The sequence below is a fragment of the Rhizobium sp. WYCCWR 11152 genome (genome assembly GCF_013087615.1).
Lineage (GTDB): Bacteria > Pseudomonadota > Alphaproteobacteria > Rhizobiales > Rhizobiaceae > Rhizobium > Rhizobium indicum.
Genome location: NZ_JABFCP010000006.1, coordinates 339,745 through 366,613 on the forward strand (window position 1 = coordinate 339,745; position 26,869 = coordinate 366,613).

The window sequence follows — 26,869 nt, forward strand, 5'->3', positions numbered from 1 at the left end:
ATGGACATACCGATGCCCGTTGCGCTGATCGATGACGACAAGGATCTGCGCCGCGCCACCACCCAGACGCTCGAACTCGCCGGATTTTCCGTTTCCGCCTATGACGGTGCAAAAGCCGCGCTGGCGGACCTGCCGGCGGACTTTGCCGGCCCCGTCGTCACCGATATCCGCATGCCGGAGATCGACGGACTGCAACTTTTCGCCACGCTGCAAGGCATGGATGCCGACCTCCCGGTGATATTGATGACCGGCCACGGCGATATCCCCATGGCCGTTCAGGCGATCCAGGATGGTGCCTATGATTTCATCGCCAAACCCTTCGCAGCCGATCGGCTCGTCCAGAGCGTGCGTCGCGCAAGCGAGAAGCGGCGGCTTGTTCTGGAAAACCGCATGCTGCGGAAGGCAGCCGAAGATGCGCAGGAGAATTTGCCGCTGATCGGCCAGACGCCTGTCATGGAAAACCTCAGAAACATTCTTCGCCATATTGCCGATACCGACGTGGACGTGCTCGTCGCCGGGGAAACGGGCAGCGGCAAGGAAGTGGTTGCCCAGCTCCTGCATCAATGGAGCCACCGCCGGAAGGGCAATTTCGTGGCGTTGAACTGTGGCGCGCTGCCCGAAACCGTCATCGAAAGCGAACTGTTCGGCCACGAGGCCGGCGCCTTTACCGGCGCCCAGAAGCGCCGCACGGGCCGCATCGAACATGCAAGCGGCGGCACGCTTTTCCTCGACGAAATCGAAAGCATGCCGGCCGCCACGCAGGTCAAGATGCTGAGGGTGCTGGAGATGCGCGAGATCACGCCGCTCGGCACCAACGAGGTGCGTCCGGTCGATCTTCGCGTCGTCGCGGCGGCCAAGATCGACCTCGGGGATCCCTCGGTGCGCGGCGATTTTCGCGAGGATCTCTATTACAGGCTGAATGTCGTGACGATCTCCATTCCGCCGCTGAGAGAACGCCGCGACGATATTCCGCTGCTGTTTTCGCACTTCACTGCCCGCGCCGCCGAGCGCTTCCGTCGCGATGTCCCACCGCTTTCACCTGATGTGCGGCGGCATCTCGCCTCGCACACATGGCCGGGCAATGTCCGCGAGCTCTCGCATTATGCCGAACGCGTGGTGCTTGGCGTGGAAGGCGGTGGAGCGGCAGCGGTCCCTCCGCAGCCGACGGATGCGACGCTTCCCGAACGGCTGGAACGCTACGAGGCGGAGATCATTCGCGACGCGCTGTCGGCCAATGACGGCGACGTCCGCCGCACCCTCGAGGCGCTCGGCATTCCGAGAAAGACGTTTTATGACAAACTTCAGCGCCACGGCATCAACCGGGGCGGCTATATCTCGCGCAAGTAGTTGGCGATGACGGTCTATCTGCCGAGTGGCTTTAGACTTCCACTAGGCCCAGCTTCTTCACCTGCCGGATCGTCAGCATGGTGCGCACGGTATCGACATGTTCGTTCGCCGTCAGCACCTCGATAACGAAATCCTGGAAGCGGGTGAGATTCTCCGCCACGCAATGCAGCAGGAAATCGCTGTCGCCGGAAACCATCCAGGCCTGGCGCACCAGCGGCCATTCGGCGGTGGCAGCGGCGAAGGCTTTGAGATTGCCTTCCGACTGGTGCTTGAGGCCGACCATGCAGAAAGCGACGAGGTCGAAGCCGAGCTTCGGGCTATTCAGCATCGCGTGGTAGCCCTCGATGATGCCGGCTTCCTCGAGCTTGCGCACCCGGCGCAGGCAAGGCGGCGCCGAGATGCCGACGCGATCGGCGAGCTCCACATTGGTCATGCGGCCATCGGCCTGCAGTTCCCGGAGGATCTTTATATCGATGACGTCGAGTTCTGCACGACCCACATCATTGCCTTTCTTTAATTCTCCGCGGGGAGCTTCTATATAAAGCCGCGGAATACGCAAGAAAGTTTCACGCCGCTGACGGATTCTTGCACATCCGGGTGATTTGCCTTGTTGGTAACGCAAGGCTGCCCTTGAATAAAAGCATTGGACGTTCATAAATGGCGCAGGGACGCGAAGCGGCCGCAATTGCTATCTAGCTGCCGCCCTCCTGCCAGTCGAAAGGAAATGACATGCCCGCCCGCCATACGAAGGTGCTCATCATCGGTTCCGGACCTGCAGGCTATACCGCCGCGGTCTATGCCGCGCGCGCCATGCTGAAACCGGTTTTGATCGCCGGTCTCGAACAGGGCGGCCAGCTGATGATCACCACCGATGTCGAGAACTATCCGGGCTTTGCCGATCCGATCCAGGGTCCCTGGTTGATGGAACAGATGCTGCAGCAGGCAAAACATGTCGGCGCCGAGATCGTCAACGACTTGGTGACCGAAGTCGACATGAACCAGCGCCCCTTCGTCGCCCGCACCGACAGCGGCCAGGTCTGGACCGCCGATACGCTGATCATCGCCACCGGCGCCAAGGCCAAGTGGCTCGGCATCGAGAGCGAGCAGCATTTCCAGGGCTTCGGCGTTTCGGCTTGCGCCACTTGCGACGGTTTCTTCTATCGCAACAAGGATGTGATCGTGGTTGGCGGCGGCAACAGCGCCGTCGAAGAGGCGCTCTATCTCTCCAACATCGCCAAGTCGGTGACAGTAGTGCACCGCCGCGACTTCTTCCGCGCCGAAAAGATCCTGCAGGAACGCCTTTTCTCCAAGGAGAATATCAAGGTGCTGTGGAACACCGAAGTGGCTGAAATCACCGGCACGCCGGCCAAGCCGCCGATGCCGCAATCCGTAACCGGCGCGCGCCTGCGCGACGTCAGAACCGGCGCGATCACCGACATGGTGATCGATGGCGTCTTCGTCGCCATCGGCCATGCGCCGGCAACCGAGCTCTTCAAGGACAAGCTGAAGCTGAAGGACAATGGTTATCTCTGGACCGCGCCGGATTCGACTGCGACCAGCCTGGACGGCGTCTATGCCGCGGGCGACGTAACGGACGATACGTTCCGCCAGGCAATCACTGCTGCCGGCCTGGGGTGCATGGCAGCGCTTGAAGCCGAGCGATATCTGACGGGCCACATGCCCGTCGCCGTGGCCGCGGAGTAAGATCGGCATGAGGGGTGGGGGAATGCCATTGGATTGGGACAAGCTGCGTATTTTTCACGCAGCTGCCGAGGCGGGTTCGTTCACGCATGCGGCGGATAAACTGCATCTGTCCCAATCCGCCATCAGCCGCCAGGTCAGCGCGCTGGAGCAGGATGTCGGCACCAAGCTGTTTCACCGCCATGCGCGTGGCCTGATTCTGACGGAACAGGGCGAACTGCTTTACCGCACCGCCCATGACGTGCTGCTGAAGCTCGAAACCGTGAAGATGCAGCTCACCGAGACGACCGAGACGCCATCCGGCAAGCTGCGCGTCACGACGACTGTCGGCCTCGGCCAGGGCTGGCTGACCGACAAGATCCAGGAATTCCTGCAGCTCTATCCCGATGTGCAGATCCAGCTGATCCTCGACAATGAGGAAGTGGATGTGAACATGCGTCATGCCGACTGCGCAATCCGCCTGCGCCAGCCGCAGCAATCCGACCTCATCCAGCGCAAGCTCTTCACCGTGCACATGCACGTCTATGCGGCCCCATCCTACATCAACCGCCACGGCGAGCCGCAGAAGGTCGAGGATCTCGACAATCACCGCATCATCACCTTCGGTGAGCCAGCGCCGAGTTACCTGCTCGATGTCAACTGGCTGGAAGTTGCCGGCCGCTCCTCCGATAACAAGCGTATTCCGCATCTGCAGATCAACAGCCAGACCTCGATCAAGCGGGCCGCGCTGCTCGGCATCGGCGTCGCCTGCCTGCCGGATTACATCGTCGGCCGCGACCCAGGCCTGATCCAGCTGGCGATCAATGCCGACGTCCCCTCCTTCGACACGTATTTCTGCTATCCCGATGAGATCAAGAACGCCGCCAAGCTGAAAGCCTTCCGCGATTTCATCGTCAGCAAGGCCAGAAACTGGAACTTTTGAGCCTGGTTTTATTGATGAATTGCCGACTATGCAGAACACGCATGACTGGCATGCACAAATGAGGGTTGCCGTTTGCCCAATAAACCACCATATCGCACATAGCTGATGCACATGGTGGCTTTTCCTCCCAGTTCCACCGCATTAGCTGTTCCCCTCTGGAGGTTTTTGACCTTCACACTTATAAGGGCCCTGGTTTTCCAGTGGCCCTCTTTTTTTGCCTTTTTTCCTCAGCGGAATGCCGCACCGCAAAAAATTTGTGCGGCGCATAGCAGACATGCACAAAAAAGCATTGAAACCTGCTCAAGGAAGCACCATATCCCTCTCAGCTGATGCATCTTGTGGTTTCTCTCCCAGTACCACCGCATTAGCTGTTCCCCTCTGGAGGTTTTTTGACCTTCACAATTATAAGGGCCCTGGTTTTCCGGTGGCCCTCTTTTTTTGCCTAAAATTTGCTCATTCCACAAAACTTGCCGCCTCACGCCTCCGTGATTTGCATATCGAAGCCTGACGATCGATATATCGTCCTGACACGATTTACAGTTCGGCGAAAGACGATGGACAAAGACGAAATTATCAAGGCCCTCGCCCATCCCACCCGGATGGACATTCTGAACTGGCTGAAAAATCCCGAGGCGCATTTCCCCTCGCAGGAGCATCCTTTCGAAATGGGCGTCTGCGCCAGCCAGTTCGAGCGCTGCGGCCTGTCACAGTCGACGGTCTCGGCTCATCTCGGCACGCTGCATCGCGCCGGCCTCGTCACTACCAAACGCGTCGGCCAGTGGATCTTTTACAAGCGCAACGAAGAAACCATCGCCGCTTTCCTCAAGCAACTGACGCAGGACCTTTAGAATGCCCCTCGCCCTCCTCGTTCTTGCCTTGAGCTCGTTTGCGATAGGCACCACCGAATTCGTCATCATGGGTCTGTTGCCGGAGGTCGCCGCCGATCTCTCGGTCAGCATCCCGCAGGCCGGGTGGCTGGTGACCGGTTATGCCCTGGCGGTCGCGATCGGCGCACCTGTAATGGCGATTTCGACTGCGAAGCTGAAGCGCCGCACCGCCCTGATTGCGCTGATGGCCTTCTTCATCGCCGGCAACCTGCTGTGCGCTCTGGCGAGCGACTACTGGGTGCTGATGATCGCCCGTGTCGTGACAGCACTCTGCCACGGCGCCTTCTTCGGCATCGGCTCGGTGGTCGCCGCCGGCCTCGTTGCCGAAGACCGCAAGGCCCGCGCCATCGCGCTGATGTTTACCGGCCTGACACTTGCCAATGTTCTCGGCGTGCCGCTCGGCACTGCGATCGGCCAGGCTTATGGCTGGCGCGCCACCTTCGGCGTCGTCACCGTCATCGGTATCGTCACCATTCTCGGCCTGATCGCCATCCTGCCCAGGGACAAGCAGCAAGAAAACGGCAGCATCCTGCGCGAGATCGCAGCACTCAGGAATGGCGGCCTGTGGCTGGCACTTTCCACCACCGTCTTCTTCGCCGCCTCGATGTTTACCCTCTTCACCTATATCGCGCCGCTACTGCGCGACGTCACCGGCGTGTCGCCGGAAGGTGTCACCTGGACGCTGTTCCTGATCGGCCTCGGGCTGACCATCGGCAACCTTGTCGGCGGCAAGCTTGCCGACTGGCGGCTCGGCGCAACGCTTGCCGGCGTCTTCGCCGCGATCGCCATCACTTCGATCGCCTTCAGCTATACGAGCCGCTTCTTCATCCCAGCTGAAATCACTCTCTTCCTTTGGGCAATGGCAAGTTTTGCCGCCGTACCGGCGCTTCAGGTCGGCGTCGTCGGCTTCGGCAAGGACGCCCCGAACCTCGTCTCGACGATCAATATCGGCGCCTTCAACACCGGCAATGCGCTCGGCGCCTGGGTGGGTGGCCTGGTCATCGACGCCGGCTTCGATCTCACCCGCGTTCCGCTCGCCGCAGCCTTGATGGCCCTGATCGGCCTTGGCGCGACAGCGCTCACCTATCTCTCCGCCAGGGGCCGGGCCGCCCTTGCCCCTGCCGAGTGATCCTCCCGCAAAAGAAAGGACCATCATGGCCAAGCTTTTCGAACCCACGAAAGTCGGCGACATATCCGTCAAGAACCGCATCGTCATGGCGCCGCTCACCCGCAACCGCTCGCCGGGCGCAATCCCCAACGACCTCAACGTCGAATATTACCGTCAGCGCGCTACCGCTGGCCTGATCATCACCGAAGCAACCGCGATCACCCATCAGGGCCAGGGTTATGCCAACGTGCCTGGTCTCTACAGCAAAGAGGCTCTCGACGGCTGGAAGCGCGTGACCGACGCCGTTCACGCAGCCGGCGGCAAGATCGTCGTCCAGATGTGGCATGTCGGCCGCATCTCGCACACGACGCTGCAGCCGAATGACGGCAAGCCGGTTTCTTCGACCAACCGCGTCGCCAAGGCCAAGACCTATCTGGTCAATGCCGACGGCACGGGCAGCTTTGCCGACACCTCCGAGCCGCGCGCGCTCGAAACGGCCGAAATCCCCGGCATCATCGAGGATTACCGCAAGGCTGCCCGGGCGGCGATCGACGCCGGCCTCGACGGTGTCGAGATCCACGGCGCCAACGGTTACCTGCTCGACCAGTTCATCCGCGACGGCGTCAATGACCGTACTGATGCATATGGCGGTTCGATCGAAAATCGCACCCGTCTGACCTTCGAAGTCGTCGATGCCGTGGTGAAGGAAATTGGCGCCGGTCGCACGGCGATCCGCATCTCGCCGGTGACGCCGTCCGGCGAAAGCTACGATTCCAATCCGCAGGCGACCTTCGCAAATGTCGTCGAAGGACTGGCCAAATACGACCTCGCCTATATCCATATCGTCGAAGGCCAGACCGGCGGCGACCGCGACTACAAGCAGGGCGACAATCCCGCCTTCGATTACAAGGCACTTCGCCAGACTTATGAAAAGGCCGGCGGCAAAGCCGACTGGATGGTCAACAATGGCTACGATCGCGATCTGGCGATTGAAGCCGTCGAGGGCGGCCGCGCCGATCTCGTCGCCTTCGGCAAGCCTTTCATCGCCAATCCCGATCTCGTCGAGCGCCTGGTACACAATCTGCCGCTCAACACGCCCGAACAGTCGACCTTCTATGGCGGCACCGGCAAGGGCTATATCGACTATCCCATTCTCGAAAAGGTCGCCTGACCTTTCACACGCCAACGCGAATCCCGCCGAAAGGCGGGATTTCCATCTTCGACGCGTTTTTGTAGGGTGCCGCCATGTTTGCTCCCTATCTTGATCGCTGGTCGCTGATATCAGACGGCGACCCCATCATCACCCACTCCAGCCGCCTCCTGCCGGTCCTCTGGCAGGACAGGCCTGCCATGCTGAAAGTGGCGGCCGATATCGACGAACGATACGGCGCGCTTCTGATGCAGTGGTGGGACGGTGACGGCGCAGCCTATGTCTACGCCCGTGAGGACGACGCCGTGCTGTTGGAAAGGGCGATGGGGAAACGCTCGCTGCTTGCCATGGCGATGGACGGCGAGGATGACGAAGCGAGCCGCATCCTGTGCCGCACCGCCGCGCGGCTGCATGCGCAGCGTGAAAAACCGCTTCCCGATCCCGTGCCCCTCAGCCGCTGGTTCCGTGATCTCGAACCGGCCGCCGACAAACATGGCGGTGCGCTTGCCGATTGCTCGGCGATCGCCAACATCCTCCTTGCCGATCAGCGTGATGTGACCATCCTCCACGGCGACATCCACCACGACAATATCCTCGATTTCGAGGCACGCGGCTGGCTGGCGATCGATCCGAAGCGGCTGTACGGCGAGCGCGGCTTCGATTTCGCCAACATCTTCGCCAACGAGGAGCTGCCTGTCATCACCGATCCCGCCCGTTTCCGCCGCCAGCTCGCCATCGTCTCAGCGGAGGCGAAGCTGGAGCCGAAGCGGCTGCTGCAATGGATCGCCGCCTATTCCGGTCTTTCCGCCGCCTGGTTCCTCGGCGATCCGAATATTCACCAGGCAGAAACGGCCTTGACGGTCGCCCGGATCGCGCTGGCCGAACTCGAGAACTAGAGCCTTTCCGGGTTAGATTGAAGCATTCTGCCGGAGCAGGTTTTCGTCAGGGCAGAGGCGATTGGCGAAGGGCATACCCCTTGGTACGTCCGAGCCGATCGCCTCTGATCCTGGCGCAAAGATGCCCGGCCCACCGGCCGCACTGCTTCGCCATGCGAAGCAATAGGTGCGTCCGGCGATTCTTAAGTCTTGCAGATTTGCCCCGCAAATCTGCGGGAGGGTTGGCTGAAACGGGCCGGCTGATCGACCGGCCGGCTTGGCCGTAGAGCGGGGCTACGACGCGCGCCGGCCGGTCGACCATCCGACTCCGTTTGAGCCAACAGAATGCTGCAATCTAACCCGGAAAGGCTCTAACCCGCGTTCTGCGACGGGTGCCCGATAAAGGCAACTGCCGTGTCACGATGCAGTTCGGGCAGGCAGCCGAGCGCCACGAGCGAAGCCCTGACCGCCTCGTCGATCGGTGTCTGCGGTTCGCTGGCGAGTTCCGCCGTAAGCCTGGTATTCCGCATCCGCACCGGCACCTTCCAGAGATAGCGCATCTCCTTGATCTCCCGCATCACAGGAATAAAGGGCGCCGCCAGCGGCACGATCCACCAGGGAAAGCCACCGATCTTCGCCTTGCCGCCGGCGACGCGCTTGATTGCTTCGGCCATCTGCATACCGTCCGCATCCCAGAAGCCCTCCATGTGATAGACGGCGAAGGCCGGCAGCCGATCGGCCCGCTCGACGAGCTGGGCGATGGTTTCCGACATGTCGGGCAGGTAGACCCATTGATGACCGATGCCGCGCTGACCCGGGTTCCTGATCGTGCCGACCGGCTTGCCTGGGGTCACGAGACCGGACGAAAACCAGCTATTGGCCGTCGTGCCTGGGCCGAAGAAATCCCCCGCCCTGACAATGATGACGCAGGCGCCGGACTGTGATGCCGCCTTCAGCCGCTTCTCCATTTCGACCCGGATCGCCCCCTTCTTCGTCACCGGATGCTGCGGGCTTTCTTCCGTCGGCGCCGGCAGAGCATCGGGCCCAAAATTATAGACGTTGCCCGGCAGCACGATGCGCACGCCGACAGCGCGAGCAGCGGCGATGGCATTGTCGAGCATCGGCAGCACCAGCGTTTCCCAGTCGCGGTAGCCGGGCGGATTGACGGCATGGACGATCAGGCCGACGCCTTCAGCCGCCCTCAGGACGTCACCGGCATTCATCGCATCGCCCTGCACCCATTCGAAAGCCGACTCGCTCCTCGACGCCTTGGCAGCATCACGGTTAAGCGCCCGAATGCGCCAGCCGCGCGCAAGCAGCTTGCGGGCAACCGCGCTGCCGATACCGCCGGTTGCGCCGAGAACCAGGGCCGTCGTCTTCATTTCACTGCTCATGACAATCATCTCCTTCGATCGGATGAGAGGATCATGCCATCAGAGCGGCATAAACGAAATTGACGAAAGAAATACATCTGATATACAAAAATATATGAGCGAGGAACCGAGCTGGGATTTCTACCGCAGTTTTCTGACTGTGCTTCAGCAGGGGTCGCTTTCGGCCGCCGCCCGCGAACTGGGGCTGACCCAGCCGACCATAGGCCGCCATGTCGATGCACTGGAACTGGCGATCGGCGCCGAACTCTTCACCCGCTCACCGAATGGCCTGCTGCCGACCGACGCCGCACTGGCGCTGAGGCCCTATGCCGAAACGCTGGCGGCAACCACCGCCGCCCTTTTGCGCACCGCATCCGGCCAGCGCGAGCGCGTGGCGGGAACGGTCAGGGTCAGCGCCAGCGAAGTCATCGCCGTCGAAGTGCTGCCGGCGATTCTCGGACCGCTGCAGGAGACCAATCCCGAACTGCAGATCGAACTCTCGGCATCCGATATGATCGAGGATCTGGTGAACCGCGAGGCCGATATTGCCGTGCGCATGGCCGAGCCGCAGCAGGCTGCACTCGTCGTGCGCCGCATCGGCGATATCCCCCTCGGCTTTCATGCCCATCGCCGCTATCTCGAACGACACGGCATTCCGCAAACCCTGGCCGACCTCGCAAACCACCGGCTCATCGGCTTCGACCGGCAGACGGCCTATGTCCGCATGGCGATGAAACGCTATGCGGTGCCCGGCATCAATTTCTCCTACAGAACCGACAGTAATCTTGCCCAGCTTTCGGCGATCCGCGCCGGCGTCGGCATCGGTCTCTGCCAGATCGGACTTGCCCGAGGGAACCCTGACCTTGTCCACGTCCTGCCCGATGCCTTCGCCATTCCGCTCGGCACGTGGGTGGCGATGCATGAGAGCCTGAAGACTTCGCCGCGCTGCCGTGCCACCTTCGACGCGTTGGTCAAGGGCCTGCAGGACTATCATCGATATTCGACCTGGCGGGAACGAGATGGCAACGCACAATCCGGTTGAACTCGCGCCCTATGATCCGCAATGGCTGCAAGCCTTCCAGCGCATCCGCGGCAGGCTTCTGGCTTTGCTGCCGCAGGCGCTCGCCATCGATCACATCGGCAGCACGTCCATACCGGGCATGATGGCCAAGCCGCTTATCGATATCGACATCGTTCTTCCTGGCCTGGGGCATATCGAGGACGCCACACGCGTGCTTCTGGCCGAAGGCTACGAGCCGCGCGGCAACCGCTATGACGACGATGTCTGGGCTTTTCTATCGAAAGGTTCGGTGCCGGCAGAACGGGTCTACCTTTGCCCTTCCGGCAACGGCACGCATCGAAACAGGCTGGCTTTCCGGGATTATCTCATCGCGCATCCGCAGGCGGCGGCCGATTATGCCGTACTCAAACGCAGGCTGGCAGCCGAATTCCGGATGGACGGCGACCGCTATACTGCGCGTAAGCGCGAATTCGTCGATGCGATCGTCGCGCGGGCATTGGCGGGAGATGGTTAGCTGCCGATGCCTTGCGAGGCCTCGGCCGGGCGATCCTTCCACTGGCCGTCCACCACCTCGGTTTCCGGCCGGTCGCCGCCTTCGGCATATTCTTCATGCCACTTGCCGTTCTCGTCCTGCCAACTGATCTCGGCGGAATCGCCGCCGACCTGCTGTTCGGCCGCGACGATGCGCGCAGCTTCGAGCGCATCGGCATGGGTCGGGAATGCCTCTGAATAGACACCTCCCAGCCTGTAGGCCCAGCCGCCGTCATGCGGCACGACTTCGTAGACCACCTTGATCATGCATCCGTCTCCTCATCTTCTTGTTGCGCATTCGCACGCTTCCGGAAAAGATCCGGATCATCGCGGCCGCTTGACGAGAATTCGAGGACGCCGCGATCTGCTTTCCGGCCCCGATGACGTTCAGTATTCCATTAAACGCCGAAGACTGCAAATGGCACTCGACCGGAGCTTTCTTGATATGCGAAATCAGTGACTTAGATAGAACGCATGAATCGGGACAGGAGCTAAGGCTTGGGGATCGCGTCACGCTTTAAAGAGGAAAAGTTTTTGGTCGCCGCACTTGTCGTTGCAGCGATCGCCTATTTCTTGGAACACGCGGTGATCGAGATGGGGCGCGGCGTCGCACTGATTGCCGCCGCTGGCCTGGTCGGCACCATCGTACTCGCCTCGATCCGCGTGGCCCATCATGCCGAGTTGCTCGCCGTCAAGGTCGGCGATCCCTATGGCACGATGATCCTGACGCTCTCAGCCGTCGCCGTCGAAGTCATCATCCTCGCCATCATGATGGGCAGCGAGAGCTCGCCGACGCTGGTGCGCGACACTATCTATTCGGCCTTGATGCTCGATATCAACGGCATTCTCGGCCTGGCCGCTCTGCTCGGCGGCCTCAAGCACGGCGAACAGCCCTACAACGACAATTCCGGCAAGACCTACGGCGTGATGATCCTCACCGCCATGGGCATTTCGATGATCGTGCCGGAATTCGTGCCCAGCGACAAATGGCACTATTATTCCGCCTTCACCATCGTCGCAATGATCGCGCTCTACGGCCTCTTCCTGCGCATGCAGGTTGGCCAGCACAGCTATTTCTTCAGCTACAGCTATCCGCGCTCCGAACGGAAGAAAGAAAGCCCGGATGCGCATGGCCCCGACGGGTCGGCCGCGATCTCGATCGCCACCATTCTCGCCGGCGTCGTCATCATCGGCCTGCTCGCGGAGTTCATGGCGGCCTTCATGACCGAAGGCCTGCGCGACAGCGGCGCGCCGATCGCCGTGACCGCCGTCGTCGTCGCAGCGATTTCGGCCGCCCCCGAGATCCTGACCGCATTGAGGGCAGCACTCAGGAACCGCATGCAGGCGACGGTCAACATCGCCATGGGCGCCTCGCTGTCGACGGTCATTCTGACGGTGCCCGTCATGGAGGCGATCGCGCTCTATACCGGCCAGCCCTTCATCATGGCGATGACCCCGGTACAGACGGTGATGGTGGCGATCACGCTGATTGCCGCCGCGATCAACCTCAACGACGGCGAGACCAACGCCATCGAGGGCATGACGCATTTCATCCTCTTCGCCACCTTCGTCATGCTGACGGCGCTGGGGCTTTGAAGGCTGCGCCTCCCCGACAAGAGCAGCTATCCGTGCACGTAGCGTCAACTCACAGAGCGGCCTGCCAGCCCCACCTTTTGAGGAGAGCTTCGACAGTCATTCCTTCGACTTTTCGAGGAAACGCTGCTTGCGGGTTTTCGGCTTGAAGCGCCGGAAGAAACCCTCGATGGCGCGGATGGATTTGGTGACGGACATGAGCCTGTCGATCTGGCTATTTGCGTTGTGGAGCCGTTCCGACAGGACTTCGGCCGCCGTCATCGCGATCTCGATCGGCGGCACCTGTGGAAACCGTCTGGCAATTGCCGCATAGGGGCTAGCGTCCACGCCGCCCATCATCGAGATCGTGCCCATCCGTGCAAAGAGACGCAGGAAGATCTGCTCGAACGTCCAGTCGTGCACGTCGAAGACCTTCCACTTCTCGCTCCTCTTCGCCGAAAAGCCGGCAAGCAGGATCTTGCCCGGCAGTTGCAGCTCGGCGAGCCACAGCGCCACCGCAAAACCACTCGTCGCGATCTTGCCCACCGGGTAGAGATCGACGAGCATTTTCGTCAGATCAAGGTGACGGGTTTCAGCGCCTTCGAAGCGGCCCTCTTCGCTGAAGTTTTCCTCCGGGGAAACGCGAATGTTGACGACGCCCAAAAAATCGTCGCCGGCAAAGAAGCGCAGGACATCCGCCGCCTCGCGCCTGTGGACGATATTGGCGCCCATCACGCCGCTGCGGGCAAACAGCACCGCATGGCCGGCGAAGGGTTCGTCGAGCACCTTATAGACATTGTTGAAGAAGACGTAGAGCGCCGTCTCCGGCAATTCGCTTCGCAGCCGTTTGAAGTCGACGGCTTCGCTGTTTGCCACCAGCACGACGTGGGAATAATGCGACAACAGCGCCTTCCACGCCTCCGGCGTCAGAAAATTGAAGCCGCTATCCGGGGCGGCCATTGTCTGCGTGTCGCTGGGGATTGCTTCCATATCGGCTCACATGCACTTTCCAAGGACGATGCGCTTTGCCGCCCCACTAGCTGTTGCTGAAATAAGCGCGTGTCCGTGCCAGCCGCGCCAGCCCGCCGATCCGCTTTCCCAAATGCGAAAGGAACCCCGCGATCCGGCCCGTCATCGACGGCTGCCTGCAGAAGGAAGCCCATGGCGTATTGGCGAGATCCTCGGCATAACGCTTGGCCATCCGGCGATGCACCCACGGCACAGTCGCCTGCCACGGCTTTTTCCGGCCGGTGAAATGGATGATCGCCGGCTGGCCGACGAAAGGCAGGAGGCCGGTCTGCGTGTTCCAGCGCGGATCGAGCACCAGCCAGTCGCCATCGAAAGTGACGTTCAGCGCATCCTGGTCGTTATTCTCGAAAAGATGCGACCGCTCCTCGAAAATCTCCCGTGTCCTGGCAAAAAGCCCCCTCGACCGACAGGCCGACCAGTCGAACAGCAGCACGCCCGCATTGAAATAGCGGCCGCCCTCGCCCATGCCGATCTTCCGCTGCCGTGCGCCGGCCTTCTCGGGAAAGGCCATGACATAATCGTCTATGGCGGCAAGCGCCTTGCCCTGCAAATCCATGGCGAAGATGTCGTCGACCGGCGCAACCGCAAGCACATCGGCATCGAGATAAAGCAGGCGCTCGACATGATCGGGAATGTGCAGATCCATGTAGAGCCGCGCGAGCGTCGCGCCCGACCAGCGACCCCGCGCCTGCAGCGCCGTATCCGGCGTATTGTAGGGCAGCACCTTGATAGCCATGCCGTGCAGCCGAGCGAAATTTCCGACCTCGGCGATCTCGTTCGGCTTGAGGTCGATGCCGAGAAGCAGAAACTCAACAGTGGAACCTGAGAGATTGCGCTTGACGGAAAGCAGGGTGCAGCAGGCGGCCGGCAGCATGTTGACATCCGAACAGACGATCACGGCACTCTGCTGCAAAATCCCGGCCTCCCGAAGCGGCGACTTAAACTGATGCCGGATATCTAGTTGGTTTGATGCCAACCCGCAACCGCAGATCACCCGCCAAAACGTCCCTCTGCGTCACGTTTTGAATCGGAATTCAACGACTTGCGAGGTAAAGCGGATTCAGATGAGGAGCATATTGAATCGGAACGTGAACTTAGAGCCGCAGCGCCAATGGATGATCAACGAGCAGCCGGTCGACTGTTGCAAGCTGCAGCCCCTCGACCTTGCATTGCGCAAGCAGCAGGCGATCGAAGGGATCGCGCGTCTCCGGCTCGGAGTCGGCGGCGGTGATGACGTGCGCGATATCGATGGGCAGGATCGTCAGCCCGGTGCCCTGCAGGTAGGCTGGAATAACGTCCAGGGTTAGTCCCGGCTGCAACTTGCCAAGTCGTGTCTTGATCGCGATTTCCCAAAGGCTTGCGACGCTGACGAAACCTTCGGTCGCAGCGTTCAAAAGCACGCGTTGGACATCAGGAAAACGGTCCGTCAGCTTTCGTTGGACGATTGCGATGACCATATGCGTGTCGAGTAGCACACGCATGATCACGGCAGCGGCTTGAGAAGGAAATCTTCCGGCAACGGATCGTCGAAGTCGTCGGCGATATACATCTCCGTCCGCGTGATACCCTTGGAACGAAGATAGGCTTCGCCGGCCTCCAGGTTCAAACCGCCGCGTTTTTGATGCGGCACGAGATCGAACACCGGCCGGCCGTTGCGTGTCACGACAATGGTTTCACCTTCCTCGACCTCACGGGCGAGTTCGGTCAGGCGGTTCTTCGCATCACGGATCGAAACGGTCTTCATGAGGGTAAATGTAGCTACATGCAGCTACATCGTCAACGTCGCCGCAAAGAAAAAGGCCCGCCGTCGCCAGCAGGCCTTCGATTGGTGTTTTTGAGAACCGCTTACTTGCAGGCGCCGCAGAAGCGCTGGATGCGGCGGCAAGCTTCCTCGAGCAGCTCTTCCGAAGTCGCGTAGGAGATGCGGAAGTTCGGGCCGAGACCGAAGGCCGAACCGTGAACGACGGCGACGCCTTCCGTTTCCAGAAGCTCGGAAACGAAATCCTCGTCCGTCTCGATCACCTTGCCCGACGGAGCCGTCTTGCCGATCAGGCCCTTGCAGGACGGATAGACGTAGAAAGCGCCTTCCGGCACCGGGCAAACAATGCCCTTGGCCTGATTCAGCATGGAAACGACGAGATCGCGACGGCCCTCGAAGATCTTCTTGTTCGCAGGGATGAAGTCCTGTGTGCCATTCAGCGCTTCGACAGCCGCCCACTGGGCAATCGATGTCGCACCCGAAGTCTGCTGACCCTGGATCATGTCCATGGCCTTGATAAGCTGGATCGGACCGGCGGCATAGCCGATACGCCAGCCGGTCATCGCATAGGCCTTGGAGACACCATTCATCGTCAGCGTGCGGTCGTAGAGCTTCGGCTCGACTTCCACAGGCGTGACGAACTTGAAGTCGCCATAGGTCAGGTGCTCGTACATGTCGTCGGTCAGCACCCAGACCTGCGGATGTTTCATCAGCACATCCGTCAGCGCCTTCAGCTCGTCCTGCGTATAGGCCGCCCCCGTCGGGTTGGACGGTGAGTTGAAGATGAACCACTTGGTCTTCGGCGTGATCGCCTTTTCGAGATCGGCGGCCTGGAGCTTGAAGTTATGCTCCTGGGTGGCCGAAACGAAAACCGGTGTGCCGCCGCACAGCGCCACCATCTCAGGATAGGAAACCCAGTAAGGCGCCGGGATGACGACTTCGTCGCCGGGGTTCAGCGTCGCCATGAAGGCGTTGAAAAGGATTTGCTTGCCGCCGGTGCCGACGATCGTCTGCTCCCAGGAATAGTCGAGGCCGTTCTCGCGCTTGAACTTGGCGGCGATCGCCTTGCGCAGTTCCGGGATACCGGAAACCGGCGTGTACTTCGTCTCGCCGCGGTTGATCGCGTCGATGGCGGCCGTCTTGATATTATCGGGCGTATCGAAATCCGGTTCACCCGCGCCAAGGCCGATGACGTCACGTCCTTTTGCTTTCAGCTCGCGCGCTTTCTGGGAGACGGCGATGGTGGCTGAAGGCTTCACACGGGAAAGAGCATCGGCAAGGAAAGCCATGATAACGGTCCTAATGGTTGAAACGGGCAGAAAGCCGGGACCGGAGTTCTGCGGTTAGCTCTATGTCCAATGTATGACGGCATTTCAAGCGGAAAGGCGTCATGGTGGCATGATTCTTATTGATCGGTTCGCCACGCCGTCCACCCGGCATGCCGTGCCCTTCGGAGAGGCTTGCTTCACGAGGTCGAAACGCCATGCGAAGATCTTGAATCAATCTCTGAAGTCATCCGGATTTATCCCCTGAAATCAGTGGCATCGTCGGATTCGGCCATTGCCACGAATAAGCCGCAACAAATGCCGCGCCACGCCGCAATTCGGTCGCGAGCGCGCCGAGATCGAAGCCGCATCATCCGGCATCCGAAATTGGTTATTGAGGGTATGCCAATGTTTCTGGAAGATGAGTTTGCCATAGGGCGCATTCGTGCGCGCCGAATTTCCGTTTCAGTCCTTGTTGCCGTCACCGCCTTTGCCGCCTGCATCGCCGCGATACTGGGGCTTGCCTCCGCCGCCCGCGCCGCCGAGACGCCGCAGGCATCCGCCCAGCTCGCAGCGCTTGTCCGGCCGAACGACGTCAATAGCGGCTCGCTGCTCTTTCCGTCGAAAGAGCCGGGCTTCTATGTCGAAGCGCCGCGGCTGAAAACCGATGTCGCCATCGATGTCTCCGGCCCGATCGCCAGGGTGAAGGTGACGCAGCGCTTCCAGAATCCGAGCCAGGGTTGGGTCGAAGGCACCTATGTCTTCCCGCTACCGGACAATTCCGCCGTCGACGCGCTGAAAATGCAGATCGGCGAACGCTTCATCGAAGGCCAGATCAAACCGCGCCAGGAAGCCCGCGAGATCTACGAACAGGCCAAGGCCGAGGGCAAGAAGACGGCTTTGCTCGAGCAGCAGCGGCCGAACATCTTCACCAACCAGGTCGCCAATATCGGTCCCGGCGAAACCATCGTCGTCCAGATCGAATATCAGCAGACCATCCACCAGTCGGGTGGCGAGTTCTCGTTGCGCTTCCCGATGGTCGTCGCTCCGCGCTACAATCCGGCGCCGATCGTCCAGACTGTCGAGTTCAACAACGGCGCCGGTTTCGCCACGCCGCGCGACCCGGTGGAAAACCGCGACAAGATCGAAGCCCCCGTGCTCGATCCGCGTGAGAACGCCAGGATCAATCCGGTTTCGCTGACCGTCGACCTCCGGGCCGGTTTCCCGCTCGGCGATGTTAAGTCGTCCTTCCATGCGGTCGATATCAGCCAGGATGGCGACCAGGCGAGGACGATCAGCCTGAAGGCGGACACCGTTCCCGCCGATAAGGATTTCGAACTCACCTGGAAGGCCGCTCCCGGAAAGATGCCGAGCGCCGGCCTCTTCCGCGAAGTGATTGATGGTAAGACCTATCTGCTCGCCTTCGTCACCCCGCCCACGGCCCCGGATACGGCAGCGCCGCCGGCAAAACGCGAAGTGGTCTTCGTCATCGACAATTCCGGCTCCATGTCCGGCCCGTCGATCGAGCAGGCGAGGCAGAGCCTGGCGCTTGCCATCTCCAAGCTGAACCCCGACGACCGCTTCAACGTCATCCGTTTCGACGATACGATGACTGACTATTTCAAGGGTCTCGTTGCTGCGACGCCTGACAATCGCGAAAAGGCGATCGCCTATGTCAGGGGCCTCACCGCTGACGGCGGCACGGAAATGCTGCCTGCTCTTGAGGATGCGTTGCGAAACCAGGGACCGGTTATAAGCGGCGCGCTGCGTCAGGTCGTGTTCCTGACGGATGGCGCGATCGGCAACGAACGGCAGCTGTTCCAGGAAATCACCGCAAACCGCGGCGATGCCCGCGTCTTCACCGTCGGCATCGGCTCGGCCCCGAACACCTATTTCATGACCAAAGCTGCCGAGATCGGCCGCGGGACCTTTACGGCGATCGGCTCGACCGACCAGGTGGCAAGCCGCATGGGCGAGCTTTTCGCCAAGCTGCAGAACCCGGCCATGACCGATATCGCCGCGACCTTCCAAGGCATAAAAGTCGAGGATATCACGCCGAACCCGATGCCGGACCTCTACAGCGGCGAACCCGTCGTGCTGACCGCGCAGCTGCCTGACGATAAGCCCGCCGGCAAGCTGCAGATCATCGGCAAGACAGGCGATCAGCCCTGGCGCGTCGAGATGGATATCGCCAATGCCGCCGACGGCAACGGTATTTCCAAGCTCTGGGCACGGCGCAAGATCGACGATTTCGAGGCCCGTGCCTATGAACGGCAGGATCCGGCCGCGCTCGACAAAGATATCGAGACCGTGGCGCTCGTCCACCATCTCGTCTCCCGCGTCACCAGCTTGGTCGCCGTGGATGTCACCCCGTCGCGCCCGGCCGATCAGCCGCTCGGCTCGGCCAAGCTGCCGCTCAACCTGCCGGATGGCTGGGATTTCGATAAAGTCTCCGGCGAAAACGCTGCTCCTCTTGGCGGCGTAGAACGTCGTGGCTCGGCTACGCCGGCAGGAAACGCCGGACCGGAGCAGGCTGCAGCCGAAACACAGGCACTTGTCGCATCGCCTGAGATCGCAAACATGATGGCCGCAGCCCCGACCGCCAAGGCAGCCACCATAATCGCGCAAAAAAGCACGACCGTGAACCTGCCGCAGACGGCGACGCGCGCCGACGAGCAGATCATCCGCGGGCTGACCATGCTGCTCCTGGCGCTGACGGCGGCAAGCGGACTGGCCGTCTGGCGCCGCCGCCTCAAGCGCATGATCGCGGTCGGAGCCAAGCGCAATGGTCTCTAGGCTCTCCGCAAGCCAGAACGAGGAAGCGGCCGAATTCGAGCCGCTTCCGACCTATCTGGAACTCGCCATGGCCGCCGCCACGGCCCACGACATGCCAAAGCCTCGCCAGCGGAAGGGTTTCTTCCTCTGGCGTCTTTCCTCGATCGAAAAGGCGATCGCCTTTGCCATCGCCGGCCTTGCCTTCTATGGCTTGGCGCTGATCGGCGACGGTTTCCTGCTAAAGGCGAAAGCGGAACTCTCCCAGATCCTGCTGAAACGCGCCTTCGCCGCGGAGCTTCAGGGGAAAGAGACAAAACCCTGGCCCTGGGCGGATTTCACCACGGAGGCCAAGGTGCGCGCCCCGCGCCTCGGCAAGGAGGCGATCGTGCTCTCCGGCGCCTCCGGCGAGGCTCTGGCCTTCGGTCCGGCCTGGCTCGCCAACACGCCGCAGCCCGGCGAGGAAGGCACCTCCGTCATCGCCGCCCATCGCGACACGCATTTCCGCTGGCTGCAATATATAAGGCCGGGCGATACGATCGAGGTCACTCGCCGCGACGGCAAACTATTGACCTTCAAGGCCGGCGAGGGCCGCATCGCCCCGTGGGATGCCAACGGCATCGATCCCTCCTCCGATGGCCACCGCCTGGTGCTGACCACCTGCTGGCCCTTCAATGCCACCGAACGCGGGCCGCTGCGCTACATCCTTGAGGCAGAATTGGTCGACGACCAGGCGACGGGCTCGGTTCAGCCGCCGAACACAAAGCCGTTATTGCAGACCGAATGAGGTTGAAGCTCTCCCCTGCCCGCTCCACGTTCAGCCTGAAGAGACGACGGGGAAGCAAGATGAAGAGAATGCCCGCCTTCCATTTCGCCGCAGCGCTGGTCCTGTTCGGCGCCGTGTCCGCGGATGCAGCCGATACCATCAACACTCAGGATCTCGCCGTCCGTGTCGACAAGCTCGCCGACGGCCTCGAACATCCCTGGGCGGTGGAGGTGTTGCCCGATGGCGCCTATCTCGTCACCGAGCGGCCGGGCCGCATGCGCATCGTCCGCGACGGCAAGGTCTCCGACCCGATTGGGGGCGTGCCCAAGGTCAGCGCCCGTGGCCAGGGTGGCCTGATGGACGTGGCGCTCGCACCGGACTTTGCCACATCTCGCAAACTCTATTTCACCGCCGCCATCGCCAACAGCCAGGGCTCCGGCACTCAAGCCTTCAGCGCCAAGCTTTCCACTGACGAAAAGGCACTCGATGCCGTGACGCCTATCTTCACGATGCGGCGCTTCACGTCAGGCAATATCCAGTACGGCTCGCGTATCGCGATATCAGGTGACGGCTCGCTGTTCATCAGCGTCGGCGATCGCGGCAATCGCGACCGCTCGCAGAACTGGCAGGACGATGCCGGCTCGATCATCCACATCAATCCCGATGGCAGCATTCCTGCCGACAATCCGTTCAAGGACGGCGGCAAGGCGTTGCCGGAAATCTGGTCGAAAGGCCACCGCAACCCGCAGGGCATCACCTTCGACGCCAAGGATGGCAAGCTCTATACCGTCGAACACGGCGCGCGCGGCGGCGACGAGATCAATCAGCCCGAGGCCGGCAAGAATTACGGCTGGCCGATCATCACCTATGGCCGAGACTATTCGGGTGCCGAGATCGGCGAAGGCACCGCCAAGGAGGGGCTGGAACAGCCGCTGCATTATTGGGATCCTTCGATCGCGCCGGGCGCGCTCGTCGTCTATCGCGGCGCCATGTTCCCGGAATGGGACGGCAATTTCCTCGTCGCGGCGCTGAAGTTCCAGCTGCTCTCGCGCATGCAGCGTGACGACGGCGGCGCCTTCGTCACCGAAGAGCGCCTGTTCAAGGGCGAATACGGCCGCGTCCGCGACGTCGTCGTTGCACCCGACGGAGCGCTGCTGATGGTGACGGACGAGGACGACGGCGCGCTGCTCAGGATCTCGAGGGCCCAAGCCCGTAACGGCTGAGACGTCACAGCAAGCCGCGCAATTCCTTGCGGATGACGAATTTCAGCCCGGACCAGATCTCGTCGACGGCGCAGACTTTGACGTCGACCAGACCGATTGGGAGCAGAACCTCCCGCAGCACGTCCTCGGTGATGTCGGTCGGCACGCGGGAACTCTTCTTCGGCCAGGAAATCCAGACCATCCCATCCCGCCTCAGGGCATGGAAAAGCGCAAGCGCGGCCGCCTCCAGCGCCGCCCGTTCTGTCGTAAACAAATGCACATAGTCGAACATGCGCTGAGGCGTCTCGGGAAGCGCGCGGACGACCGACGCAAAACCGTCGAAACCATTGATGGCGACGATCGTTTCAGGAATGCCGAGAAGAGCAGCCGCCTGCCCGTGTGCAAGGCCGAGTTTCCTGACGAGCGGCGTGCCGGAATAGCCTGCCGTTCTGGGCGAGGCATCACCGGCCGGCTTCCATTCTTGGTGTCGCATGGCCTCACCTCCGTCGTCAGGCATGAAATCTTCACCCTTGCCTGGAGGAAACGCAACTGCTAACCGCCGGGGCACATCTCCCTTCCCATTGAGGACGACATGACGCGCGTTCAGGCGAACCTTCTCCTATTGCTCGCAGCCGCCATCTGGGGCGGCGGCTTCGTCGCGCAGTCGACGGCGATGAAGGCGATCGGCCCCTTCTGGTTCATTGGCCTGCGCTTTGCCGTCGCCACGCTGGCCGTGCTGCCCTTCGTCCTTTTTGAAGCGCGCAAGGCAAAGGAGAAGACCAGCGCACGCCATGCGAAGCTCTATATCCTGATCGGCCTTGCCCTTTTCGGCGGCGCAGCCACGCAGCAGGTCGGCCTGCAGACGACGACGGTGACGAATTCCAGCTTCATCACCGGCCTCTATGTCGTCTTCGTACCTGTTATCGCCGTGTTCTTTCTGCGCCGTGCCCCGCATTGGATCATCTGGCCGGGCGCGCTGATGGCGGTCACCGGCATCTATCTCCTGTCCGGCGGCCACCTCTCGGCGCTGACACCTGGCGATCTGCTGACCGTCGTCTGTGCCGTCTTCTGGGCGATCCAGATCACCCTTGCCGGCACGACCGTTTCGGAGACCGGAAGGCCGCTCGCGCTCTCCGCCACGCAATTTGCCGTTACCGCAGTCTGTGCGCTGGCCGTTGCCGCAGCCGTCGAACCTGTCAGCCTTTCGGCGATACGGGCCGCGGCGCCGGAAATCCTTTATGTCGGCATCTTTTCCTCGGGCGTGGCGTTCGTGCTGCAGGTGATCGCCCAGCGCTACACGACGCCTTCGCAGGCCGCGATCTTTCTTTCTTCCGAAGCGCTCTTCGGTGCCTCGCTTGCAGCCCTGCTGCTCGGTGAGACGATGCCGGTAACAGGTTATGCAGGTTGCGCGCTCATGTTTATCGCTATGCTTGTGGTCGAACTCGTGCCCGGATTGACCCGCCGACGCCTGCCAGCCACGTGAACACGCGTCCAAATATGGGTGGGTCACCCATCGGGAAAAAAATTTATCGAATGCGGGAGACGCGTTCACGTTGCATTTTTGGGAAAATCTGCTCGGAACTTATATTGCCGACGATATAAAACGTTAATCATTCCCTATCGGCGAAGGAAATTTTGCGTTTTTGCGCAAATTGGATATCGGCAGGGATGTGCCAGGAACGACACGTTAAAAAACTTTTGCTTGCCAAAATCCTTTAAACGCAGCACTCTCAGCGCGTTCGGGCATTTTGCGAGCATGGGAAGTCCTTAAGTATTTGCGCGCCGGGAACGCTAATATCCCGGTCAGCCGGTTCCGAAAATGGCGGGCGAAAGTCCTGCCTGGAACAGGCCGAGGTAGAGGGGACCTTTTTCTCAAATTTCAAGAATTGCCTGCCAACACCTCCCGCAAGGAGGCAATGCTATGATGCTGCCCGTGTGGATGGCGGGCAGAGAGAAAAGGACCTGAGGCATGGCAGAGACTGGCACTGTAAAATTCTTCAATACCGACAAAGGCTTCGGCTTCATCAAGCCGGACCGGGGCGGCGCCGATATCTTCGTTCACATTTCTGCCGTTCAGGCCTCCGGCCTGGCCGGTCTGACGGAAAACCAGAAGGTAAGCTTCGACACGGAGCCGGATCGCCGCGGCAAGGGCCCGAAGGCCGTCAATCTGCAGATTGCGGGCTGAACCCTTAACAAGGCTGGCGAATTCGAGTTGAAGCCCGGCAGCAATGCCGGGTTTTGTCGTTCAGCCTTCGTTCAGCTAAAAATCTCTACGACTGCGACCATCGAGAAAGGGACCGGCGTTCGGTTCCCGGGATTAGGATTATGCTGATGAACAGGCTCGCCAAGACCCTTCTGCTGACGGCAACCGCTGCCGCACTCACGCTTTCCGCCATCGGTGAAGCGTCGGCCCGCGACCGCCATTGGCGCCATGGCAATCACGGCAACAACGATGCGTGGGTCGGCGGCGCCGTCGGCCTTGCGACCGGCCTGATCGTCGGCTCTGCCATCGCCAATGCCAATAACGGTCCGGTTTACGAAGAGCGCCGCTACATCGACCCGGCCTACGAGCCGGATTACTACGAGCCGGCTCCGGTCTATCGTGCCCCGCGCCGCGTCTATGTCGATCAGCCGCAATATTACGAGCCGGTCCGCACGGCGGTGGAGCCCTGGTCGCCGCAATGGCAGCGTTACTGCTCCTACCGCTACCGCACCTTCGATCCGCGTAGCGGCACTTATATCGGCAATGACGGTCGCAGCCACTTCTGCACCGCCGGCTGAATGGTCGAATATCCCTGATGCAAAGCGCCGCTTTTCAGCGGCGCTTTTGTTTTGCCTGGGTCAACCGGCCTTCTTTTTCCAGGGCAGCGACTCGGCCTCAGCATCAAAATCGGTCGAGACGCTCACGGTGCGCCACATCCGATCGGCTTCGATACGCGCCGCATCTGCCTTTTCGACGTTGTGGACCGCATCGCTGCCCAGCAGCAGCCGGAATGGCGGCTCGTCGAGACCGGCGATGTGGATGACGACCGCAGCCGCTTTGGCAGGATCGCCGGGCTGGCGACCATCATATTCACGCTGGAAGCGCACCGTAGCGCCGACCGTCTCCGCATAGTCCTGTCGCCCTTCGGCAAGCACCGTCGAAGAGCCGGCGAAATCGGTCCTGAAGCCGCCGGGCTCGATCACCGTTACCCTGATGCCGAACGGCGCGACCTCCTTCGACAACACCTCGGAAAAACCCTCGACACCGAATTTCGCCGTCGAATAGGCGCCGCGGCCGGCAGGTCCGATCCGGCCGCCGACGGATGAGAACTGGATGATGTGCCCCGCCCCCTGCCCGCGCATCAGGGCGACGACTGCCTTGGTCATGATGATCGTGCCGAAGAGGTTGGTCTCGATCTGGGCGCGGAAATCGGCAAGGCTGGTATCCTCGATCGAGCCGACATTGCCGTAGCCGGCATTGTTGACAAGCACGTCGATGCGCCCGAACCTCTTCACACCGGCCTTGACTGCCGCCGCTGCCACTGCCTCGTCGGTCACGTCAAGCGCCAGCGTCAGCACCTGATCGCCATACCGTTCGGAGAGATCGGCAAGCTGGCCGGGATCGCGCGCCGTCGCCACCAGATTGTCGCCGGCGGCCAATACCGCCTCCGCCAGCGCCCGGCCGAGACCGCGTGAACTCCCTGTTATCAACCAGACTCTGAACATCGGAAACCCTCCTTCTTTGGTTCCCGGTTCATGTATGATCTATTGTATCCGATCGAAAGAAGGTACCCAGACGATCTATACACACCTTGAGGTAACTGAGTTGACCAGTGACATGTTCGATTTCTGCAGCAGCATGACGGACGAACAGGATGGGCGGGCCCGTGACCTGATCGAACGGGCGGCGGCGAAATGGCCGCTGCGCATCCTGCATGTGCTCTCCGATGCGGGGGCCCCCCTGCGCTTCTCGCGCCTTATGGAGAGGGTCGATGGCATCAGCCAGAAAGTGCTGACGCAGACGCTGCGCACCCTCGAAAGCGATGGCCTCGTCATCCGCACGCTTTATCCCCAAGTGCCGCCGCGCGTCGAATATGAGTTGACGCCGCTCGGACGCGATCTCCTCATGCAGGTCGCCGCGCTCTGGCGCTGGATCGTCCAACGCCTGGACGATTTCGATGCGCGCAAAGCCGTCAAGCTGACAGCTACCGCCAACGCTTAAGCCGGAATGCGGATCGTTGCCCTCAGCCCACCGAGCGGGCTGTCACTGAGCGTGACGTTGCCGCCGTGGCTGCGGGCGATGTCGCGGGCGATCGCCAGGCCGAGCCCGGTGCCTGATGCATCGAGGTTACGCGCCGTATCCAGCCGGAAGAACGGCTTGAACACGTCCTCACGGTTCTTTTCGGGAATGCCAGGACCGTCATCGTCGAAGATGACGGTCAGCCATTTGGCATTGTGCTTGGCCTCGATGTCGAGCCTGTCGGCATATCGGCGCGCGTTTGAGGCAAGGTTGGTGACGAGACGCATGAAGGCGTTCGGCCGGACGGAGATATCGTCATCGCCTTCGATGGAATAGCTGAATTTTTTACCGTGCAGGGCGAAATCCGATTCCAGCTTTGCGAAGATCTCGCTGAGTTTCAGCTCGCCGACATCCTCTTCGACCTCGCCGCGTGCGAAGGCCATATAGGCCTCCAGCATGGTCTGCATGTCGTTGACGTCATCGTTGAGGCCATGCAGATCGGGGTTGTCGCCGGCCAGCGCCAGCTGCAGCTTGAAGCGGGTGAGGATGGTGCGCAGATCATGGCTGACGCCGGAGAGCATCGCGGTGCGCTGCTCGATCTGCCGTTCGATTCGCTCGCGCATCAGGATGAAGGCAAGGCCGGCGCGCCTGACCTCGTCGGCACCCCGCGGATAGAAATTATCGGGCTTCTGCCCCTTGCCGAAGCTTTCGGCCGCGCGCGCCAAGGTCAGGATCGGCCGGATCTGCCCGCGCAGGAAGAGGATCGAGATGCCGATCAGCACCAGCGAGGTGCCGACCATCCAGACGATGAAGATATGCGTGTTCGAGGCATAGGTCTGGCTGCGCTTGGTCAGCACCCGCAGGATCTTGTTGTCGAGTTTGATGCGGATCTCGACGAGGTTCGAGTTGCCGACCGTGTCGATCCAGAAAGGCCGATGGATCTCGTCGGTGATCTCGTCGCTGAGGATGCCGTCGAGGATCGAGAAGAAAGGCTTGACGCGCGGCGGCGGCAGGTCGCCGTCCGGCTCGATCGAGATCTGCAGGCTGAGCTGGTCGCGGGCGATGCGGATGATCTCGCTATAGTCCGAATTCTGCGGATAGGTCTCGATGATCTCGATGATCGCGGCGATGTCACGGGTGACCGCAAGCGACAGCCGCTCCGTCACCATTTGCCAGTGGCGCTCCATGAAGACGGCGGCGACGACGGATTGCAGGAGCACCATCGGAATGATGATGATCAGCAGCGAACGCGCGTAAAGTCCGGTCGGCAGCCGCCGGCGCAGCCAGCGGACGATCGAGCGCCAGCCCGGCGCAGAAGTGCGGTCTTCCCGCCGCAAACTGTCGATCGTCACCATCAGCGCCGGTCC

Annotated in this window: 28 protein-coding genes; 17 read left to right on the plus strand and 11 right to left on the minus strand. The window is 61.4% G+C overall.

Annotated features, from left to right (window positions below; genetic code table 11):
• Positions 1–1,347, plus strand: coding sequence for a sigma-54 dependent transcriptional regulator (locus G9X67_RS07605; protein ID WP_138330425.1), 1,347 nt, complete (start codon positions 1–3; stop codon positions 1,345–1,347).
• A 31-nt stretch (positions 1,348–1,378) separates the two neighbouring features.
• Here G9X67_RS07605 and G9X67_RS07610 read toward each other — a convergent pair whose 3' ends face one another.
• Positions 1,379–1,846 carry an Lrp/AsnC family transcriptional regulator gene (locus tag G9X67_RS07610; protein WP_003541645.1) on the minus strand — a complete coding sequence of 156 codons (468 nt, stop codon included), beginning with the start codon at positions 1,844–1,846 and terminating at the stop codon, positions 1,379–1,381.
• A 230-nt stretch (positions 1,847–2,076) separates the two neighbouring features.
• Here G9X67_RS07610 and trxB point away from each other — a divergent pair, with 230 nt between their 5' ends.
• From trxB to G9X67_RS07640, 6 genes are all read left to right on the plus strand, one after another.
• A complete protein-coding gene (gene trxB / locus G9X67_RS07615; protein ID WP_171598432.1) occupies positions 2,077–3,051 on the plus strand; it encodes a thioredoxin-disulfide reductase in 975 nt (324 codons plus the stop codon).
• A 22-nt stretch (positions 3,052–3,073) separates the two neighbouring features.
• On the plus strand, positions 3,074–3,970 hold the full coding sequence (locus G9X67_RS07620) for a LysR family transcriptional regulator VtlR (RefSeq protein WP_018446649.1): 897 nt from the start codon (positions 3,074–3,076) through the stop codon (positions 3,968–3,970).
• A gap of 554 nt (positions 3,971–4,524) precedes the next feature.
• Positions 4,525–4,818 (plus strand): metalloregulator ArsR/SmtB family transcription factor, encoded by a 294-nt coding sequence (locus G9X67_RS07625; RefSeq protein WP_138330423.1) that lies wholly within the window; start codon positions 4,525–4,527, stop codon positions 4,816–4,818.
• Between the two features lies 1 nt (position 4,819).
• On the plus strand, positions 4,820–5,986 hold the full coding sequence (locus G9X67_RS07630; protein ID WP_138330422.1) for an MFS transporter: 1,167 nt from the start codon (positions 4,820–4,822) through the stop codon (positions 5,984–5,986).
• A 25-nt stretch (positions 5,987–6,011) separates the two neighbouring features.
• Positions 6,012–7,136, plus strand: coding sequence for an alkene reductase (locus G9X67_RS07635; protein ID WP_138330421.1), 1,125 nt, complete (start codon positions 6,012–6,014; stop codon positions 7,134–7,136).
• Positions 7,137–7,210: 74 nt separating this feature from the next.
• A complete protein-coding gene (locus G9X67_RS07640; RefSeq protein WP_138330420.1) occupies positions 7,211–8,011 on the plus strand; it encodes an aminoglycoside phosphotransferase family protein in 801 nt (266 codons plus the stop codon).
• Positions 8,012–8,361: 350 nt separating this feature from the next.
• Here the strand turns inward: G9X67_RS07640 and G9X67_RS07645 are convergent, their stop codons facing one another.
• Positions 8,362–9,384, minus strand: coding sequence for an NAD(P)H-binding protein (locus G9X67_RS07645; protein WP_138330419.1), 1,023 nt, complete (start codon positions 9,382–9,384; stop codon positions 8,362–8,364).
• Positions 9,385–9,478: 94 nt separating this feature from the next.
• Here G9X67_RS07645 and G9X67_RS07650 point away from each other — a divergent pair, with 94 nt between their 5' ends.
• A complete protein-coding gene (locus tag G9X67_RS07650) occupies positions 9,479–10,405 on the plus strand; it encodes a LysR family transcriptional regulator (protein ID WP_138330418.1) in 927 nt (308 codons plus the stop codon).
• Positions 10,383–10,898 carry a GrpB family protein gene (locus G9X67_RS07655; RefSeq protein WP_138330417.1) on the plus strand — a complete coding sequence of 172 codons (516 nt, stop codon included), beginning with the start codon at positions 10,383–10,385 and terminating at the stop codon, positions 10,896–10,898. Before G9X67_RS07650 ends, G9X67_RS07655 begins: the two co-directional genes overlap by 23 nt.
• Here G9X67_RS07655 and G9X67_RS07660 read toward each other — a convergent pair.
• On the minus strand, positions 10,895–11,182 hold the full coding sequence (locus tag G9X67_RS07660) for a DUF2188 domain-containing protein (RefSeq protein WP_012758413.1): 288 nt from the start codon (positions 11,180–11,182) through the stop codon (positions 10,895–10,897). The two genes, G9X67_RS07655 and G9X67_RS07660, sit on opposite strands and share 4 nt — an antisense overlap.
• Positions 11,183–11,413: 231 nt before the next feature.
• On the opposite strand from G9X67_RS07660, the gene G9X67_RS07665 reads away from it, so the two are divergent.
• A complete protein-coding gene (locus tag G9X67_RS07665; RefSeq protein ID WP_138330416.1) occupies positions 11,414–12,511 on the plus strand; it encodes a calcium:proton antiporter in 1,098 nt (365 codons plus the stop codon).
• Between the two features lie 96 nt (positions 12,512–12,607).
• Here the strand turns inward: G9X67_RS07665 and G9X67_RS07670 are convergent, their stop codons facing one another.
• The 5 genes from G9X67_RS07670 to G9X67_RS07690 all read right to left on the minus strand — a co-directional run bounded on the left by G9X67_RS07670 (position 12,608) and on the right by G9X67_RS07690 (position 16,564).
• The gene (locus G9X67_RS07670) at positions 12,608–13,477 is read right to left on the minus strand and encodes a 3-deoxy-manno-octulosonate cytidylyltransferase (RefSeq protein WP_138330415.1); all 870 of its coding nucleotides are present in this window, start codon (positions 13,475–13,477) and stop codon (positions 12,608–12,610) included.
• Between the two features lie 46 nt (positions 13,478–13,523).
• Positions 13,524–14,510 carry a glycosyltransferase family 8 protein gene (locus G9X67_RS07675; protein ID WP_138330414.1) on the minus strand — a complete coding sequence of 329 codons (987 nt, stop codon included), beginning with the start codon at positions 14,508–14,510 and terminating at the stop codon, positions 13,524–13,526.
• A gap of 100 nt (positions 14,511–14,610) precedes the next feature.
• Positions 14,611–14,997, minus strand: a complete 387-nt coding sequence (locus G9X67_RS07680; protein ID WP_138387481.1) for a type II toxin-antitoxin system VapC family toxin — start codon at positions 14,995–14,997, stop codon at positions 14,611–14,613.
• Positions 14,998–14,999: 2 nt separating this feature from the next.
• Complete coding sequence (locus G9X67_RS07685) at positions 15,000–15,260, minus strand: type II toxin-antitoxin system prevent-host-death family antitoxin (RefSeq protein ID WP_011652922.1); 261 nt, start codon at positions 15,258–15,260, stop codon at positions 15,000–15,002.
• 101 nt (positions 15,261–15,361) lie between these two features.
• Entirely contained in the window at positions 15,362–16,564 is a 1,203-nt protein-coding gene (locus G9X67_RS07690; RefSeq protein ID WP_138330413.1) for a pyridoxal phosphate-dependent aminotransferase, read from the minus strand.
• 384 nt (positions 16,565–16,948) lie between these two features.
• Here G9X67_RS07690 and G9X67_RS07695 point away from each other — a divergent pair, with 384 nt between their 5' ends.
• Genes G9X67_RS07695 through G9X67_RS07705 form a run of 3 tightly spaced genes read left to right on the plus strand, consistent with a single transcriptional unit; the run spans position 16,949 to position 21,301 of the window.
• On the plus strand, positions 16,949–19,336 hold the full coding sequence (locus G9X67_RS07695; protein WP_138330412.1) for a marine proteobacterial sortase target protein: 2,388 nt from the start codon (positions 16,949–16,951) through the stop codon (positions 19,334–19,336).
• Complete coding sequence (locus G9X67_RS07700) at positions 19,326–20,099, plus strand: class GN sortase (RefSeq protein ID WP_168257729.1); 774 nt, start codon at positions 19,326–19,328, stop codon at positions 20,097–20,099. Before G9X67_RS07695 ends, G9X67_RS07700 begins: the two co-directional genes overlap by 11 nt.
• A 59-nt stretch (positions 20,100–20,158) precedes the next feature.
• A complete protein-coding gene (locus G9X67_RS07705) occupies positions 20,159–21,301 on the plus strand; it encodes a PQQ-dependent sugar dehydrogenase (RefSeq protein WP_171598433.1) in 1,143 nt (380 codons plus the stop codon).
• 4 nt (positions 21,302–21,305) lie between these two features.
• On the opposite strand, the gene G9X67_RS07710 is transcribed toward G9X67_RS07705, so the two are convergent.
• Positions 21,306–21,773 carry a DUF3052 domain-containing protein gene (locus tag G9X67_RS07710; RefSeq protein WP_171598434.1) on the minus strand — a complete coding sequence of 156 codons (468 nt, stop codon included), beginning with the start codon at positions 21,771–21,773 and terminating at the stop codon, positions 21,306–21,308.
• 99 nt (positions 21,774–21,872) lie between these two features.
• Here G9X67_RS07710 and G9X67_RS07715 point away from each other — a divergent pair, with 99 nt between their 5' ends.
• The 3 genes from G9X67_RS07715 to G9X67_RS07725 all read left to right on the plus strand — a co-directional run bounded on the left by G9X67_RS07715 (position 21,873) and on the right by G9X67_RS07725 (position 24,061).
• The gene (locus tag G9X67_RS07715; RefSeq protein WP_171598435.1) at positions 21,873–22,763 is read left to right on the plus strand and encodes a DMT family transporter; all 891 of its coding nucleotides are present in this window, start codon (positions 21,873–21,875) and stop codon (positions 22,761–22,763) included.
• A 486-nt stretch (positions 22,764–23,249) separates the two neighbouring features.
• Positions 23,250–23,465 (plus strand): cold-shock protein, encoded by a 216-nt coding sequence (locus G9X67_RS07720; RefSeq protein ID WP_003561293.1) that lies wholly within the window; start codon positions 23,250–23,252, stop codon positions 23,463–23,465.
• A 140-nt stretch (positions 23,466–23,605) separates the two neighbouring features.
• The gene (locus G9X67_RS07725; protein WP_171598436.1) at positions 23,606–24,061 is read left to right on the plus strand and encodes a BA14K family protein; all 456 of its coding nucleotides are present in this window, start codon (positions 23,606–23,608) and stop codon (positions 24,059–24,061) included.
• Between the two features lie 60 nt (positions 24,062–24,121).
• Here the strand turns inward: G9X67_RS07725 and G9X67_RS07730 are convergent, their stop codons facing one another.
• Entirely contained in the window at positions 24,122–24,988 is an 867-nt protein-coding gene (locus G9X67_RS07730) for an oxidoreductase (protein WP_171598437.1), read from the minus strand.
• Between the two features lie 34 nt (positions 24,989–25,022).
• Between G9X67_RS07730 and G9X67_RS07735 the strand changes: the two genes are divergently transcribed.
• A complete protein-coding gene (locus G9X67_RS07735) occupies positions 25,023–25,484 on the plus strand; it encodes a helix-turn-helix domain-containing protein (protein WP_171598438.1) in 462 nt (153 codons plus the stop codon).
• Here the strand turns inward: G9X67_RS07735 and G9X67_RS07740 are convergent.
• Positions 25,481–26,857, minus strand: a complete 1,377-nt coding sequence (locus tag G9X67_RS07740; RefSeq protein WP_025395442.1) for an ATP-binding protein — start codon at positions 26,855–26,857, stop codon at positions 25,481–25,483. The genes G9X67_RS07735 and G9X67_RS07740 overlap by 4 nt on opposite strands.
• Positions 26,858–26,869 lie beyond the last annotated feature (12 nt).